The following is a 14,629-nucleotide window of genomic DNA, read 5'->3' on the forward strand; positions in this document are numbered from 1 at the left end:
GTCATCAGGCGACGTAGTCGCGGAGCTGCGGCAGTGCGCGGCGGCGGAGTTGGCGGAGGGCTTCGCGCTCGAGGGCGCGGACCTTGGCGGGGTTCAGGTCGAGTTGGGCGGCGGTCTCCTCCGGGGTCGACGGGAGGTGGCCGTGCAGGCCGTAGCGATGGTGCAGGACGGACTGGTGCAGGTCGTCGAGGAACTCCAGGTGGTACGCGAGGTCGCGCCGGAGCGCGGCCCGGAGCACGATCGGGTCGTCGTCGATCACCGGCTCGGACTCATCCACGTCGAGCGTCTCCGGCTGCACCCGCCACGCCTGCGCCCGCTCGATCCGCGAGATACTCAGGCCGGTCGCCCGCGCGAGCTCCGGAGTGCTCGGCTCGTGGCCGAGCTCCTGCGTCAGATCGTGCCGGGCCGTACCCACCCGGGAGGCGTCCGCGTACGCCTGGGCCGGCATCCGCACCAGCCGCGACCGGTCCGAGATCGCGCGCCCGATCGCCTGCCGGATCCACCAGATCGCGTACGTCGAGAACCTGTTCCCGAGCCGGTGGTCGAACCGCTCGACCGCCCGCATCAGCCCGATGTTGCCCTCCTGGATCAGGTCGAGCAGCGAGATCCCCTTCCCGCCGTACCGCCGGGCGAGCGAGACCACCAGCCGCAGGTTGCCCTCGACCATCGCCTGCCACGACCGCTGCCCGAGCGCCACCACCCGGCGCAGCTCCTCCGGGTCGCGGTACGTCGGATCCACGCTCAGCCGCTCCGCCGCGAGCAGCCCCGCCTCGATCCAGAACGAGTGCTCGTTCACCTCCTCCAAGGTCAGTAGTTCGTGCTGCCCGATGTCGCGCAGGTACGCCACCAGCGCGGTCACGTCCGCCGGATCACAGTCGAGATCGGCCATCCGTCCCTCTCTCCGAAAATCTCCTTGCCCAAGAGAGTGCCGTGATTCCGGGCCCTGCGGACCGGTGACTTCAAGTATGTGGATAACTACGGTGAGTCCTCGACGTGCCGCCGGTTGATCTCCACGGCGGCACTCATGAACTGCACGCACACCTGCAGATCGTCGTCGGACAGCGACTCCAGGTACGCCCCCCACTCGGCCGCGATCGTCGCGTACAGCGGCCCGATCCGCCGCTCGACCTCCGCCAGGACCGGAGTGACGACAACCCGCCGCCGGTCCTCGACACTGCGTTCGCGCCGGACGAAGCCCGCGCTCTCGAGCCGGTCGACCAGTTGGGTGATCCCCCCGCCCGCGCTGATGCCCGTCCGGGTGGCCAACGTGCCAGGCGACGCCGGGCCGTCGTTCATCAGCAGCCCGAGCGCCTGCAGATCGCTCGCGGTCAGGCCGGCGGCGCGCGCGACCGCGTCCTGGAACAGCACGGCGTACGTCATGAAGTCGCGCATCAGCCGCGCCGAGTCGTCCAGCAGGGACGCCCGCTTTGTCATTGGTCTCTCCTTCAGATACTCTCTCGCTCAGAGAGATAATACATCCAACTGACGAGGAGCGAGTATGCCCAAGGCCCTGGTCGTCGGTGCCGGAGTCGCCGGTCCTGCCGTCGCCACCCTGCTCACGCGCAGCGGCTGGGACGCCCCGGTGTTCGAGGCGCGCAGCGAGCCTGACCCGTTCGCCGGCCTGTTCCTGAACGTCGCGGTCAACGGGCGGCGCGTGCTCTCGACGCTCGGCTTCGCCGAACGCCTGCTGAGCGACGCGCACCCGGCGCCGCGGATGGCGATGTGGAGCGGGCGCGGCAAGCAGCTCGGGACCGTTCCGAACGGTCCGGCGGAGCGCCCCGAGGACGGTGGCGTGGTCGTCCGGCGGTCCTGGCTACACCAGGTGGTTCGCGAGGGCGCCGAGCAGGCCGGTGTGAAGATCACCAACGGGCGGAGGCTGACCGAGATCGAACATCACGACGACGGCGTGACGGTCCGGTTCGAGGACGGTACGGAGGAGACCGGCGACATCGTGATCGGCGCCGACGGCGTCGGTTCGGCCGTACGGCGGTACGTCGCTCCTGACGTCGTACCGACCTTCAGCGGGCTCCTCGGCAGCGGCGGTTTCGCCCGCGTCCCGGGGCTCGAGCCGACGCCAGGGTTCCAGCACTTCGTCTTCGGCGCGCGGTCCTTCTTCGGGTACTTGGTGCGCGACGACGGAACGGTCTACTGGTTCGCGAACCTCACGGCCGACGCCCCGCCGCAGGACCGGTCCGGCCTGGTCGGCAGCGGCGCGACGTCCGCGGACTGGCTCGAGCGCCTGCGCGAACTGCACTCGGACGACCCCGCGCCCGTACCGCAGATCCTCGCGGCGACGGAAGGCCCGATCACCGTGTACCCGATCTTCAAGCTGCCGACCGTCCAGCCGTGGTCGCGGGATCGCGCGGTGCTGCTCGGCGACGCCGTACACGCGACCAGCCCGTCGGCCGGCCAGGGAGCGTCGATGGCGCTCGAGGACGCGGCCGTACTCGCGAAGGAGCTGCAGGCGAACGACTTCCCGAAGGCGTTCCAGCAGTACGAAGCCGCTCGCCGCCCGCGGGCCGAGGCGCTCGTCGCGTACGCCACCGGCATCGACAAGCAGAAGCGCGTGTCGAAGTCCCGCATCGCGGTGGCGATCCGGGACCTGATGCTGCCGATCTTCCTGCGCAAGGCGGCCGGCGACCACAGCACCGACTGGATCTTCGACTACGAGGCCTAGGAGAACTACGAGGCGTAGGAGCGGAGGCCGCTGAGCAGGCCGTGGTGGAACGGGTTCGCGTCGACGGCGTCGAACCAGGCGCGGCCCGTGGTCAATGGCTCGACTGGTGGGACGACGACCGGGCCGGGGGCGGCAGCGCGGGTCAGAGCGTCATCCGAGAGCTCCGGTGCGGGCATGTCCGGCAGCAGGACGAACGAGTCGGCGGGGACGGAGCTGCCCGAAGCGACAAGCGCCTCGAAGACTGCGGCGGCGCGGGTGGCGGCGGCGGTCGGGTTCGACCGGACCTTCTCCAGGTCGGCGAGGACGGTCTTCCAGCTGACACTCGGGTCGCCGTAGTCGATCGCGCGGGAGAGCCGGCCGACCGTGATCGGTGTGGCGGCCGGCGCCAGCGGCGTCATCAGCGAACGTAGTCCGTACCGTGCGCGCCCGCCGACGACGACCAGCCGGATGTCGGCCTCGGTCGCCTCGATCAGGTTGCGGTACGGGTCGGCAGCGGTTCGGCGTACGACGATCAGATCGGCGAGGGCGCCGCGCTCGAGCCGGCCGACCGGGCGCGGCCAGACCTCGGTCAGCGCGTCGCCCGGGTTCGAGGTGAGCATCCGGACCAGGTCCTCGTCGGTGAAAACGCCTTCGGATTTGTTCCACAGGTCGGCGACCTTCAACTCCCACAGCACATTCCGCGTCCCGGACGGACCCCAGTCCGAACCGAGGCACAACCGTACGCCGATCGCGTGCGCGGTCTTCACGTCCGCGGTCGCACCGTACAGCCAAAGGTTCGAGAACGGGGACCACACCAGACTGGAATTCCCGGCCTGCATTGCGGAGAAGTCGTCCGCATTCAACGCGGTGCCGTGAATCGCGACCAGTTGCGGCCGCACCACGCCCACGTCCTCCAGCAGCCGGAACTCCGAGCGCAGTTTCGGGTCCGATCCTTCGGCCGAATGCGCGATGAATCCGCGGCCGGCCGCGACGGCACCGGCGTACGGCGCGAGCGCGGCGGCGTCGTCGGCGACCAGCGTGCTGACCCGGATGAAATCCTCGTGGGTGCCGAGTTTCTCGGAGTCGACGTTCCGCACCAGGTCGTTGTCCGGCGGTACGGCGCCGCGCGGGTTGCCCTGGATCGACGTCGTACCGCCGACGATCGCGCGGGTCTCGACGTACCGGAGCAGGGCCCGCCCCGCGGCCGCGCCGAGCAGCCGGGCGGGCTGACTGATCCGGGAGCTGTACGTCGGCGCGCCGCCCCACTGGTTGTGCGACGTCCACGGGACCTTGCGCGCGGGCTCGGTCCACAACGGCAGGCTGTTGTACATCAAATGATTGTGCAAATCGATCATCCCGGGATAGATCAATCCGCCCGCGGTGATCCGCGGCGCATTCTCGAACCCGGCCGGTACCGCGTCCAGCGGGGTCACCGCCGCAATCAGCCCGTCGTCACCGACATACACGGCGCCGCCGGGAAGAACCGCCCCGTCGTACGCCATCGTGACCACGGTTCCACGCAGTACAAACATGGCTCCCCCTCCGTAGCCTTCAAGCCAGGATAGGGCAGTTCGAGGCGATTCAGCGGAAGGCGGCTACCCACATATTGCGGTCGATCGTTCCAGTGAGACACAGCAGGATCTTGCAGTGGCTGTGACTGGCGAAACCGATGCCCCAAGTCGCCAGACTGCAATTGAGAACCGTCGTTCTGTCCTGCGACATCATCTGGTCAAATGCCTGTTGGACCGTCCAGCGATCGCCGCCGGCGCCTAAACGATTGCCGTCGGTGCTGACGGTGCCAGACTTCGCACCTTTCCTGGCATCGGCCCGGGCGGTGTTGGTGAGATGAGTGTCGCGAGTGAGCGGGGTACAACCTTGGCTGATTCGCGCATTGTCGATCAGTTGAAAGAGCTGGAGCTCATCTTCAGTCATGCTTCCGGGGTCGTCGCCCGGTTCCGCAACCGGAGTCGTTGGAGCAGGTGACGGTTTAGGCACCGGCGTCGCAGTGGAAGGCGGTGGTGCGGTGTCCTGAGGTCGAGGCGAGTGTGGAACCGACTGGGACGGCGTCACGCGACGTGCGGGCAGGCTGTCGTTCGGTGTCGGAGGAACTGTTGGGGCTGCCGTGCTGCCGGAACGGCCGGGTGTGGCAGGCGACGCTGGACTGGTGGTCGATGTCGGAGCGGCGGTTGGAGGCGTCGAAGGCGTCGAAGGTGACGTTGTCGGGATGGCGGTCGTGCTTGCCACCGCGTTTGGAGTCGTGGGTATGACGTAACTGTCGTCCTGCCGGTCGACGAAGGGGGCCGACCAGGATGCTTCGCCCGGCGATGGCTGATAGGCCAGAATCCAAGAGACTGGGACGGCGACCGCCGTGGACGCCAGGGCCGCCACAAGAGCTCTGCGGATGCCTGTTCCAGGCCGCCGATGTGCCGCATGGCGGCGGGCCTTGTTCGGCGGTTCGGTTCCTCCGTTATCCGGCGTCACACCGGCCCAGAACGGCGACTCGTCCATCGTTCTCGCAGCGGATTGCTGCGCGTCCTCGTGCTCGCAGTGCGGGCTCGAGCCCATCTTCCCAACTCCCCGAATCGTTTGTTTGACCGGAGGGAAGGTTCCACAACTTGCTGGACTGAGCCTGGAGTGAGGCCGAGCCGGCTCGAAGATTTGTTGCTAAAATCACAGCCGCCGCCCCTTTGTTCACCGAGCGTATCGCCGAGGGGGAGGTAGTTCGATGGGTGATTTCGATCCGGGTCCACCGGTCGCGGTGGCGGAGCACTTCGGGAATGTCCCCAGTTACGCGGACTTCCGGCAATTCTTCTGGTACGACTGGGGCCCGGTGTTCTACCGCGGCCGGCTGGACGGGACGGCCCGGCTGCTCGCGGTGGCGTCCGATCCCGGGCCGACCGAGCGGGTCGCCGGGCGGACGCTGGTCGGCGACGCCGGTCAGCGCGTGCAGGGGTTCCTGGCCAAGCTCGGTCTGACCCGGAGCTACACGCTGGTCAACGCGTACTCGTACGCGCTCATCCCGGCCCGCGCGCAGCAGGCGATGCCGTTGCTCTCCAGGCCCGACCAGCTCGCCTGGCGGAACACGCTGCTCGAGCTGATCACCGGCGCGCCGCTGCAGGCGATCGTCGCGTTCGGGGTTCAGGCCAAGTCGGCGGTCCACCTGTGGACCGGCAAGCCCGCCGTACCGGTGTTCGAGGTGCCGCATCCGTCGAGCCGCAGTCCGAAGGTGCTGATCGACAGCTGGCGGGCGGCGATCACGGAGCTGCGCGGGATCGTGACGCCGGATCCGGACGGCGACAACACGGTGCCCAACTACGGGACGAAGTTCGGCGAGGCCGACTACGCGCCGATCCCGGCGCGCGATCTGCCGTTCGGCGTACCGCCCTGGCTGGGCAACGACGCCTGGGGACGTAAGGACAAACCCAAGCACAACAACAGCGTGGAACGACCCGACACCGACCTTCTGCACACTCTGGTCTGGCGGGCACCTGTTCTCGACTGAAAATGGTCCGTAGCTGCCGCTACCTTGGTCGGATGCGAGTGGCGACGTGGAATGTGAACTCGGTCAAGCAGCGGATGCCGCGGTTGCTGGACTGGCTGGACGAGCGGCAGCCGGACGTCGTCTGCCTGCAGGAGACGAAGCTCGCGGACGATGCCTTCACCAGCCTGCTCGGTGCCGAGCTGACCGGTCGCGGCTACGAGATCGGCCTGTACGGCGAACTGCAGTGGAACGGTGTCGCCCTGCTGTCGAAGGTCGGGCTGGAGGACGTGGTGACCGGCGTCGCCGGCGCGCCGGGCTTCCCGAACCCCGAGGCCCGGGCGGTCGCCGCGACCTGCGGCGGTATCCGGATCCACTCGCTGTACGTGCCGAACGGCCGCGTGCCCGACTCCGACCACTACCAGTACAAGCTCGCCTGGCTGGCGGCTCTCGCGGAGGTGGTGGCGAACGGACCGGACGACCAGATCGTCTGCGGTGACATGAACATCGCCCCGACCGACGCCGACGTCTTCGACCCCGAGGCGTACGTCGGCCAGACGCACGTGACCCCGCCCGAACGGCAGGCGCTCGCGGAGCTGATGGCCGCGAAGGACCTGCACGACGTGGTCCGCGACCGCTGGCCGGACAACCGCATCTTCAGCTACTGGGACTACCGCGCCGGCATGTTCCACCAGGACCTCGGCATGCGGATCGACCTGATGCTCGCCACCGCCGGCGTCGCCGAACGCGTGCAGGCGGCGTGGATCGACCGCAAGGCCCGCAAGGGCACCGGTCCGAGCGACCACGCCCCGGTGATCGTCGACCTCGACACCGCACCGGACGGCGACATCGGCCCGGTGGTCCCGCCACCGTCGGCGCCGCGCACCGGCCGGAAGCGTACGACCAAGCTGCCGCAGAGCCGCTGAGATGCGCCGCCGCCTCACTGTCGTCGCGATACTGCTGCTCGCGACCGTCACCGCCTGCAGTGAAAAGAAGGCACCGGAGCCTGTCGCGTGGACGAAGGTCGACGTCGGCCAGGCCGAGCCCGTCACGCTGACCGCGCACGACAACCAGTTGCTGATCGGCCTGCGGCACCGCGGCGCGAAAGTCGTCCCCGAACTGCAGCTCCTGGAGAACGGCACCCGGACGCCGATCGCGGTCAAGCCCAACCCGGCCAGCCCGTACGCCTTCGAGGCGATCTGGTACTCGATCGCGTACGACGGCAAGCAGCTCCTCGCGCTCGGCGGAGCCGCGGGCGGTGCGCACTCGAACACCCGCTGGACCGTGTGGACCGGCACGCCGCAGACCGGTCTGGTCGAACACCCGCAGAACTTCTTCACGTTCGGCGGCCAGGACGCCGGCGACCTGTACAGCGCCGTCATCACTCCGAGCGGCGAGGCGCTCCTCGGCTCGTGGGGCGGTGTGGAGACCGGCAACGACGCGATGGTCTGGCTGCCGCAGAGCGACGGCAAGTGGACGAGGCAGAGTCCCGCGAAGACCGTTCTGCAGAGCACGCCGTCGCTGTTGGTCGGTCCGAGTTCCGGAACGACCCTCGGCGAGAGCATCGTACTCGTCGGCTCCCAGGTTCGGCTCGCGTCGGGAGTCGTCGCCCAGGAGGCCGCCGTGTGGCAGTCGAGCAAGCTCAACGCGGGATGGAAGCGGATCGTGCTGCCGGACCCGGGCGGACGTAGCCAGGCGATCACGGCGACCTGTGCGAAGGACTGCGTGATCTCCGGCTACGTCGACGGTCAGCTGGCGATCTGGCAACTCGACGTATCCGGTACGGCGAAACGCCTGCAGGGCGTGCCGTCGATCCCGGTCGGGGACAAGGACAAGCTGCCGGCGCCGGTGCTCAGCGACGGCAAGATCGTCCAGGTGATTGCCCAGGACAACAAAGTGAAGGTGCTCAGCGGGCAGGACGGGCACTGGACCGTGCAGGACGCACAGGGTCCGGACGGCACGCCGACCGCCGCCGTACTGATGCCCGGTCACAAGCTCTACCTGATCGCCGGCACCTCGCTCTGGCAGACCACACTTACCTAAGGCTCAGCTGAGCAGACCCTTCACGTAGGCCGCCTGGCCCGCGTGCTGGGCACAGTCGTCGATCACGCTCACCAGCCGCACCCCGAGCGTGACCGGCGGGTTCCACCGGCGGTCGACGATGCGGTCCAGGCCCTCGTCGGTCACGGTCTTCAGGAACTCGACCGTACGTGCGTGGACGGCGTCGTAGTACCCGAGGAGCTGTTCCGCGGAGAGCTTGACCAGGCCGACCTGCTCGGAGGTGTGGGCGTACCCGGTGTCGGCCGCGGCGAGCGGCAGCCCGAGCCGCTCGAACCAGCCGTCGGTGGTGTAGACCTGCTCATATCCGCCCGCGTCCGCCAGGTGGTCGTCCTGCACCCGGGTCAGGTGCCAGACCAGCCACGCGATCGAGTTGGCCGCGTCACCCGGCCGCGTCGCGAGCGTCTTGTCGTCCAGACCGGTCACGACGTCGTGCACGACCTCCTGGACCCGGCTGTGGCCGTCGAGAAGCACTTCACTTGTCTTCATACCGGCCACCGTAGTCTCCGCTTCGGACACTTTGACGAGAGCTGGGAAAATCTGCCCGTTCGCCAGGAGTTTTGGTTGAGGGGTTTCGCGGAGCAGGAGTGTGGTGGAGGCTTGGCGGGCCCGGTTCCTCGAGCCCGAAGGAGTTGGAACGTGTCCCTCCGCAGCAAACGCCGACTTCCCCTGGTCGCCGGTCTCGGCGCGGCCCTGGTGGCCGCGGCCGCGATCCCGGCCGTCGCCCTTGGTCATGCCCAGGGCGCGCCGACCACGACGCCGATCAAACATCTGGTGGTGATCTTCCAGGAGAACGTCGCGTTCGACCACTACTTCGCGACGTACCCGAACGCCGCCAACCCGGCCGGCGAGCCGCGCTTCACCGCGGCCGCCGGGACGCCGAGCGTGAACGGCCTGAACACCCCGCTCGCCGCGCCGAACAACCCGAACTCGGCGCAGCCGTTCCGGCTCGGCCGTGACCAGGCGCAGACCTGCGACCAGGACCACAACTACCTCGACGAGCAGAAGGCCGTCGACGCCGGCCTGATGGACAAGGTCGTCGAGACGGTAGGCCGCGGCGCTGGTACCTGCGCGGACTACGGCCACGGTAAGGGCCTGGTGATGGGGTACTACGACGGCAACACCGTCACCGGTCTGTGGAACTACGCCCAGCAGTACGCGATGAGCGACAACTCGTACGGCACCACGTACGGGCCGTCCTCGGTCGGGGCGATCAACCTGGTGTCGGGACAGACCCACGGCTTCAGCGCCGACGGCGAGGCGGTCCCGGCGGCGACCGGCACGATGATCGGTGATCCGCAGCCGGCCGGCGACAAGTGCAACACCCGGGACAGCTCCACCGTGACCGACCCGAACAACAAGAACATCGGTGACCTGCTGAACGCGAAGGGCGTCAGCTGGGGCTGGTTCGAGGGCGGCTTCGCCGACTGTACGGCGAAGCACACGGACGTCGGCGGTGTGAGCAGCGTCGACTACATCCCGCACCACGAGCCCTTCCAGTACTACAAGAGCACCCAGAACCTGCAGCACACTCCGCCCGCTTCGGTGGCGGAAATCGGTCACAACGGACCTGCCAACCACCAGTACGACCTCACGGACTTCTGGGCGTCGGTGGACCACGGCTCGATGCCCGCGGTCAGCTACCTGAAGGCCGCGGCCTTCCAGGACGGGCATGCCGGCTACTCGACGCCGCTGGACGAGCAGCAGTTCGTCGTCGGCACCATCAACCGGCTGCAGAAGTCGAAGGACTGGAAGAACACCGCGGTCGTCATCGCGTACGACGACAGTGACGGTTGGTACGACCATCAGGTCGGGCCGGTGGTGAACCAGTCCAACGATCCGGTGCACGACGCGCTCACGGGGACCAACTGCGGTACGAACCCGGCGCGGATCGCGGGCGGGTTCCAGGACCGGTGCGGCTACGGCCCGCGGCTCCCGCTGCTGGTCGTCTCGCCGTACGCCCGGCAGAACTTCGTCGACCACAGTGTCACCGACCAGACCTCGATCCTGAAGTTCGTCGAGGACAACTGGCAGACCGGTCCGATCGGCAACTTCTCCTTCGACGCGAAGGCGGGTTCGCTGGACAACTTGTTCGACTTCCACCACAAGAACAAGACGCTGCCCCTGGACCCGATGTCAGGTCAGCCGATCAAGCACTAACGCTCCACGGCAGCACGCAAGGCGGCGTACGAGGCGACCAGCGCACGCCGCTCCGCCGCCAGCAGCGGGTCGTCGCGATCGCACCCCGCCCGGACCCAGCGGTCCGAGAGGTCCATCGCGTCGACCCGCTTCTCCGCGGCCGGCCGTACGGCGTCGCGGTCGGTGCAGTAGACGTACGAGTAGAGGTCCACGAGGGCGGTGACGAGTTCTTCCTCGGTGACGTCCTGCGAGTGCTGGTGGGCGCGGTGGACGCGCCACCATTCCACCTCCAGGCGGGCGGCCTCGACCGGCTCCAGCGACAGGCCGCCGGACAACGCGACGAGTTCGTAGAAGCGGCGCATGTACGCGCGGGCCGCGTCCGGGTGGTTGTCCGGGTACGGCGCCCACGCCTGGTTGGCGCGTAGTACGTACCAGGCTCCGGAGAGTGTTCGGTGCGCCGCCATCCCGAACCCTGCGGCGACCATTCCGACTGCCGCGGTCAGGAACGTGCGCCACTCGTGCCGGTAGTAGGCGGCCCAGGCGTCCGTCTCGCGGTTGCCGACGAGCACCGGGTCGAAGGACAGTGGTCCTGTTCGCATGTGTCCCTCCTCGGGGGAGGTTCGATGACTGATGGTAATCCGATCGCGGACGTTGTCGCGCGGATGCAGGACCGGCTCGACACGCTGCCGGAGGAACTCGCCCACCGCCGGTACTTCCTCAGTACGTACCTACGCACCACGGAGGCGGTCGGCCGGGCAATAGACCGTGCCCGCTTCGAGGACCCCGACTGGGTGGAGCGCTGGGACGTACAGTTCGCCGAGCTCTATCTGCAAGCTCATGACGGAAAGCTGGTCGCACGGCCGTGGCGCTTGGCGTTCGATGCGCCGGAGACATTGCCGGCGTTGGCGCACGTGTTGCTGGGGATCAACGCGCATGTGAACTACGACCTGCCGCAGGCTCTGCTCGCGGTGATCAGTGACGAGGACTTTCTCGACCAGCGGTTGATGGATCGGCGCCGGCGGGACCATGAGCGGATCGACGGGGTGCTCGCGGAGCGAGTGGGTGCTGAGGACGACGAACTCGCAGCAAGCAGCGCGAAGAGCCTGCTGGACCGCGTGCTGACTCCACTCAACCGCCTGTCCTCGCAGCGATTCCTCCGCGAGTCGCGCCAGAAGGTCTGGCACAACACCGTGGAGCTCCAGCACGCACGTCTGGACGGCACGTACGACAAGCGGCTAGCAGAGCTGGAGGTGCTTAGTGCAGCGAAGGTAGCCGACCTCCTACGCCCAGGGCAGGTCCTGCTACGACTGGCAGTGACAGGCTTCGGCGTAACGCTTCCACCGGTTTAGCTCGGCAACACGCCCGACCAGATCACACCGATCGCCAAGCACGCCAGGGTCACCAGCCCGAACACGCCGACCCACATCAGCGCGGGTACACCGGTGAGCCGCCGCAGTTGGTCCGCGTCCGAACTCCGCCCCTGCCCGCGTCGCCGTGACGACTGCAACTCCAGCACGGCCCGCGGCGCGGCAAGCAACAAGAACCACGTGAGCAGGTGAGCGAAAGCAGTCTGGACCGAAGTAGAACCCCACCACGTGACACCGAACACCACCGCGCCGAACACCAGTACAGACCACAGCCCGAACAGGTTCCGGATCTGAAGCAGCAGAATCACCAGTGCGAGCAACAGTCCCCACAACAGCGCGACTGCGTACCCACGACTCAGTACGAACGCAGCAGCCAACCCGAACAACGCCGGCCCGGGATAACCCGCCACCAGTACGGCGATCATGCCGCCACCGGTCGGCTTGCCCCGCGAAACCGTCACACCGGACGTGTCCGAATGCAGCCGGATCCCGGACAGCTTCCGCCCGACCAGCGCTGCGATCAATCCGTGCGCGCCCTCGTGCGCGATCGTCACGACCTGCCGCGTGTACTTCCAGATCGGCCGCCATGCGATCAGCAGCAGCGCCACCACGCCTGTCCCGATCACCAGCCGCAGCGACGGCTCCGGCTGTACCGACGTGATGTTGCTCCAGAACTCCTTCACCCGCCCATCCTTACAGGCAGGTGGTCGACTGCCCGCCGTTGACATCGGTTCGGCCGCGGACGACGGTGGAGGAACCGTGGCCCGGGGAGGGGCTGCTGCAGCTTGGGGGCGAGATGTCTCAACCACGTACGATCAAACGTCCCACGGCCGGACGCACCCGGTCGCAGGCGACCAGTACGGCGGCCGTCGTCCCGCTGGCCGACTTCCTCGACGCGGCCGGGAGCCTGACGCTCGACGAGCGGAAGATCCTTGTGGATCAAGCGCTTCTGCTACTCAGCGAGAACTACGTACACCTGCCGCTGAAGATCGCGATGCACGCGGTGAACCCGGTGCAACGCCTGCGCGTGATGCATGCCCGGATGGAACGGCAGACGCCGGACACGATGGAGCCCGAGTGGATGTTCCACCGGGAGATGTCGGGCATCGTCAACTCGGTCCGCGACCTGCACACCAACTACCTGTTGCCGGCGCCGTTCGCCGGGAAGATCGCGTACCTGCCGTTCCTGATCGAGAAGTGCTACGACGCGGACGGCGAGGAGCACTACCTGATCACGCAGACGGTCACGGGCTATGTGGCGACGCAGTTCGGTCCGGGCGCCGAGGTGACGCACTGGAACGGTACGCCGATCGCGCGCGCGGTCGCGCTCAACGGCGAGCGCTTCGCCGGCAGCAACGAGGCGGCGAACCTCGCCCGCGGTCTCGAATCCTTGACGCTCCGCCCCCTCGTCATCCAGGCGCCGCCGGACGAGGACTGGGTGACGCTCACCTACGTCGGCCTCGACGGCTCGAACCAGGAGCTGCGCGAGCAGTGGAAGGTGACCGACAACCTCCCGCCGATGACGAACCTGGACGCGGTCGGCGAGACCTCGGCGGCGATGGGCCTCGACCTCGACTCCGACGAGAAGTCCCGCGCGAAGAAGACGCTGTACGTGCGTGACGTCGTCGAACTCGAACGCGGTCGGAGCTCGGCCGAACTCGCGACCCCCGCGGCGGTCACCGGCGCGGATCTGCCGACCACGATGCCCGGGGTGTTCCGGGCCCGCGAGGTCAGTACGCCGTCCGGGATCTTCGGCCAGCTGCGGATCTTCACGTTCAGCGTGACCGACCCGGTCGCGTTCCGGGACGAGTTCGTCCGGCTGGCCGGCGTACTGCCGCAGAACGGGCTGATCGTCGACGTCCGCGACAACGGCGGCGGGCACATCTACGCGAGCGAGTTCACCCTGCAGACGATGACGCCGCGGCGGATCGCGCCGGAGCCGGTGCAGTTCATCAGTACGGCGCTGAACCTGAAGCTCTGCCGGCGGCACCGGTTCAACCCGTCCGGGATCGACCTCGGTCCGTGGTTCGACTCGCTCGACCTGGCGATCGAGACCGGTGCGCAGTACTCGGCGGCGAAGCCGATCACGCCCGAGGACGGCGCGAACGACATCGGGCAGCAGTACCACGGCCCGGTCGTACTGATCACCGACGCGCGGGTGTACTCGGCGACCGACATCTTCACCGCGGGGTTCGCCGACCACGAGATCGGCATCATCCTCGGCGTCGACGACAACACCGGTGCGGGTGGCGCGAACGTGTGGACGCACGGGCTGCTCGCGTCCTTGCTCAACGAACCACCGCCTCCGGACGAGACCTCGCCGTACATCGCCTTGCCGAACGGCGCGAACCTCCGGGTGGCGATCCGCCGGACGCTCCGGGTCGGCAAGCTCGCCGGTACGCCGGTCGAGGACCTCGGCGTGCGACCGCACGAGACCCACCGGATGACCCGGGCCGACGTGCTCGACGGCAACGTCGACCTGCTGAACAAGGCGGGCGCACTGCTCGCCGCGATGCCGGTGCGCCGGCTCGAGCTCAAGACCTCGCTGAGCGGTAGCACGCTAACCGTCGCGGTCGATGCCCAAGGCATCGATCGGGTCGACCTGTACCTGGAGGGCCGCCCGATCAGCTCCGAGGACGTGATGGGCCCGCTCAACCTCGACATCCTCGACGCCGCCCCCGGCCAACTCCTCCGCGCCGACGGCTACGAGTCAGGCAACCTCGTCGCCTCGCGGCGCCAGGTCGTCTAGGAGGCGTACCGCCAGCACTCACCAACAGCGCCTGCGGCGTCCGCTCGGGGCGTTGCTGAGCGTGGCGTGGGCGGCGACCGACGAGGTTGGATGCTCCTATGGATGTCAAGCGGCGGTTGGCTGCTGGTTCGGGGTGGGTTTGGGGTGTTGGAGGGTGTAGTAGATCTGGCGGGCGATGAGTC

General features: G+C 68.2%; 14 protein-coding genes. 7 read left to right on the forward strand and 7 right to left on the reverse strand.

Features of this window, described 5'->3' with window-relative positions; genetic code table 11:
- Window positions 1-4: 4 nt before the first annotated feature.
- Both ACFYRU_RS33140 and ACFYRU_RS33145 read right to left on the reverse strand, forming a co-directional pair.
- The gene (locus ACFYRU_RS33140; protein WP_387665987.1) at window positions 5-889 is read right to left on the reverse strand and encodes an RNA polymerase sigma factor RpoD/SigA; all 885 of its coding nucleotides are present in this window, start codon (window positions 887-889) and stop codon (window positions 5-7) included.
- Between the two features lie 86 nt (window positions 890-975).
- Entirely contained in the window at window positions 976-1,434 is a 459-nt protein-coding gene (locus ACFYRU_RS33145) for a MarR family winged helix-turn-helix transcriptional regulator (RefSeq protein WP_387665990.1), read from the reverse strand.
- 64 nt (window positions 1,435-1,498) lie between these two features.
- Between ACFYRU_RS33145 and ACFYRU_RS33150 the strand changes: the two genes are divergently transcribed.
- Window positions 1,499-2,677 carry an FAD-dependent oxidoreductase gene (locus ACFYRU_RS33150; protein ID WP_387665992.1) on the forward strand — a complete coding sequence of 393 codons (1,179 nt, stop codon included), beginning with the start codon at window positions 1,499-1,501 and terminating at the stop codon, window positions 2,675-2,677.
- 5 nt (window positions 2,678-2,682) lie between these two features.
- Here the strand turns inward: ACFYRU_RS33150 and ACFYRU_RS33155 are convergent, their stop codons facing one another.
- Complete coding sequence (locus ACFYRU_RS33155) at window positions 2,683-4,188, reverse strand: amidohydrolase family protein (protein ID WP_387665994.1); 1,506 nt, start codon at window positions 4,186-4,188, stop codon at window positions 2,683-2,685.
- A gap of 49 nt (window positions 4,189-4,237) precedes the next feature.
- Entirely contained in the window at window positions 4,238-4,588 is a 351-nt protein-coding gene (locus tag ACFYRU_RS33160; RefSeq protein WP_387665997.1) for a CAP domain-containing protein, read from the reverse strand.
- Between the two features lie 793 nt (window positions 4,589-5,381).
- Between ACFYRU_RS33160 and ACFYRU_RS33165 the strand changes: the two genes are divergently transcribed.
- Genes ACFYRU_RS33165 through ACFYRU_RS33175 form a run of 3 tightly spaced genes read left to right on the forward strand, consistent with a single transcriptional unit; the run spans window position 5,382 to window position 8,177 of the window.
- Window positions 5,382-6,158 carry a uracil-DNA glycosylase family protein gene (locus ACFYRU_RS33165; protein ID WP_387665998.1) on the forward strand — a complete coding sequence of 259 codons (777 nt, stop codon included), beginning with the start codon at window positions 5,382-5,384 and terminating at the stop codon, window positions 6,156-6,158.
- A gap of 32 nt (window positions 6,159-6,190) precedes the next feature.
- Window positions 6,191-7,060 carry an exodeoxyribonuclease III gene (locus ACFYRU_RS33170; RefSeq protein ID WP_387666001.1) on the forward strand — a complete coding sequence of 290 codons (870 nt, stop codon included), beginning with the start codon at window positions 6,191-6,193 and terminating at the stop codon, window positions 7,058-7,060.
- A 1-nt stretch (window position 7,061) separates the two neighbouring features.
- Window positions 7,062-8,177: a hypothetical protein gene (locus tag ACFYRU_RS33175; protein ID WP_387666002.1), complete on the forward strand. Its 1,116-nt coding sequence runs from the start codon at window positions 7,062-7,064 to the stop codon at window positions 8,175-8,177.
- Between the two features lie 3 nt (window positions 8,178-8,180).
- On the opposite strand, the gene ACFYRU_RS33180 is transcribed toward ACFYRU_RS33175, so the two are convergent.
- Window positions 8,181-8,681: a DUF664 domain-containing protein gene (locus tag ACFYRU_RS33180; RefSeq protein WP_387666005.1), complete on the reverse strand. Its 501-nt coding sequence runs from the start codon at window positions 8,679-8,681 to the stop codon at window positions 8,181-8,183.
- Between the two features lie 150 nt (window positions 8,682-8,831).
- Between ACFYRU_RS33180 and ACFYRU_RS33185 the strand changes: the two genes are divergently transcribed.
- Complete coding sequence (locus ACFYRU_RS33185) at window positions 8,832-10,352, forward strand: phospholipase C (protein WP_387666008.1); 1,521 nt, start codon at window positions 8,832-8,834, stop codon at window positions 10,350-10,352.
- Here the strand turns inward: ACFYRU_RS33185 and ACFYRU_RS33190 are convergent.
- Window positions 10,349-10,930, reverse strand: a complete 582-nt coding sequence (locus ACFYRU_RS33190) for a hypothetical protein (protein ID WP_387666011.1) — start codon at window positions 10,928-10,930, stop codon at window positions 10,349-10,351. The genes ACFYRU_RS33185 and ACFYRU_RS33190 overlap by 4 nt on opposite strands.
- A gap of 24 nt (window positions 10,931-10,954) precedes the next feature.
- On the opposite strand from ACFYRU_RS33190, the gene ACFYRU_RS33195 reads away from it, so the two are divergent.
- Window positions 10,955-11,680 (forward strand): DUF5995 family protein, encoded by a 726-nt coding sequence (locus ACFYRU_RS33195; protein ID WP_387666013.1) that lies wholly within the window; start codon window positions 10,955-10,957, stop codon window positions 11,678-11,680.
- Here the strand turns inward: ACFYRU_RS33195 and ACFYRU_RS33200 are convergent.
- Window positions 11,677-12,381, reverse strand: coding sequence for a M50 family metallopeptidase (locus ACFYRU_RS33200; RefSeq protein ID WP_387666015.1), 705 nt, complete (start codon window positions 12,379-12,381; stop codon window positions 11,677-11,679). The two genes, ACFYRU_RS33195 and ACFYRU_RS33200, sit on opposite strands and share 4 nt — an antisense overlap.
- A 113-nt stretch (window positions 12,382-12,494) precedes the next feature.
- Here ACFYRU_RS33200 and ACFYRU_RS33205 point away from each other — a divergent pair, with 113 nt between their 5' ends.
- Window positions 12,495-14,447: a S41 family peptidase gene (locus tag ACFYRU_RS33205; RefSeq protein ID WP_387666017.1), complete on the forward strand. Its 1,953-nt coding sequence runs from the start codon at window positions 12,495-12,497 to the stop codon at window positions 14,445-14,447.
- The last annotated feature ends 182 nt before the right edge of the window (window positions 14,448-14,629 follow it).

Source organism: Kribbella sp. NPDC004536, from assembly GCF_042873835.1.
Taxonomy (GTDB): domain Bacteria; phylum Actinomycetota; class Actinomycetes; order Propionibacteriales; family Kribbellaceae; genus Kribbella.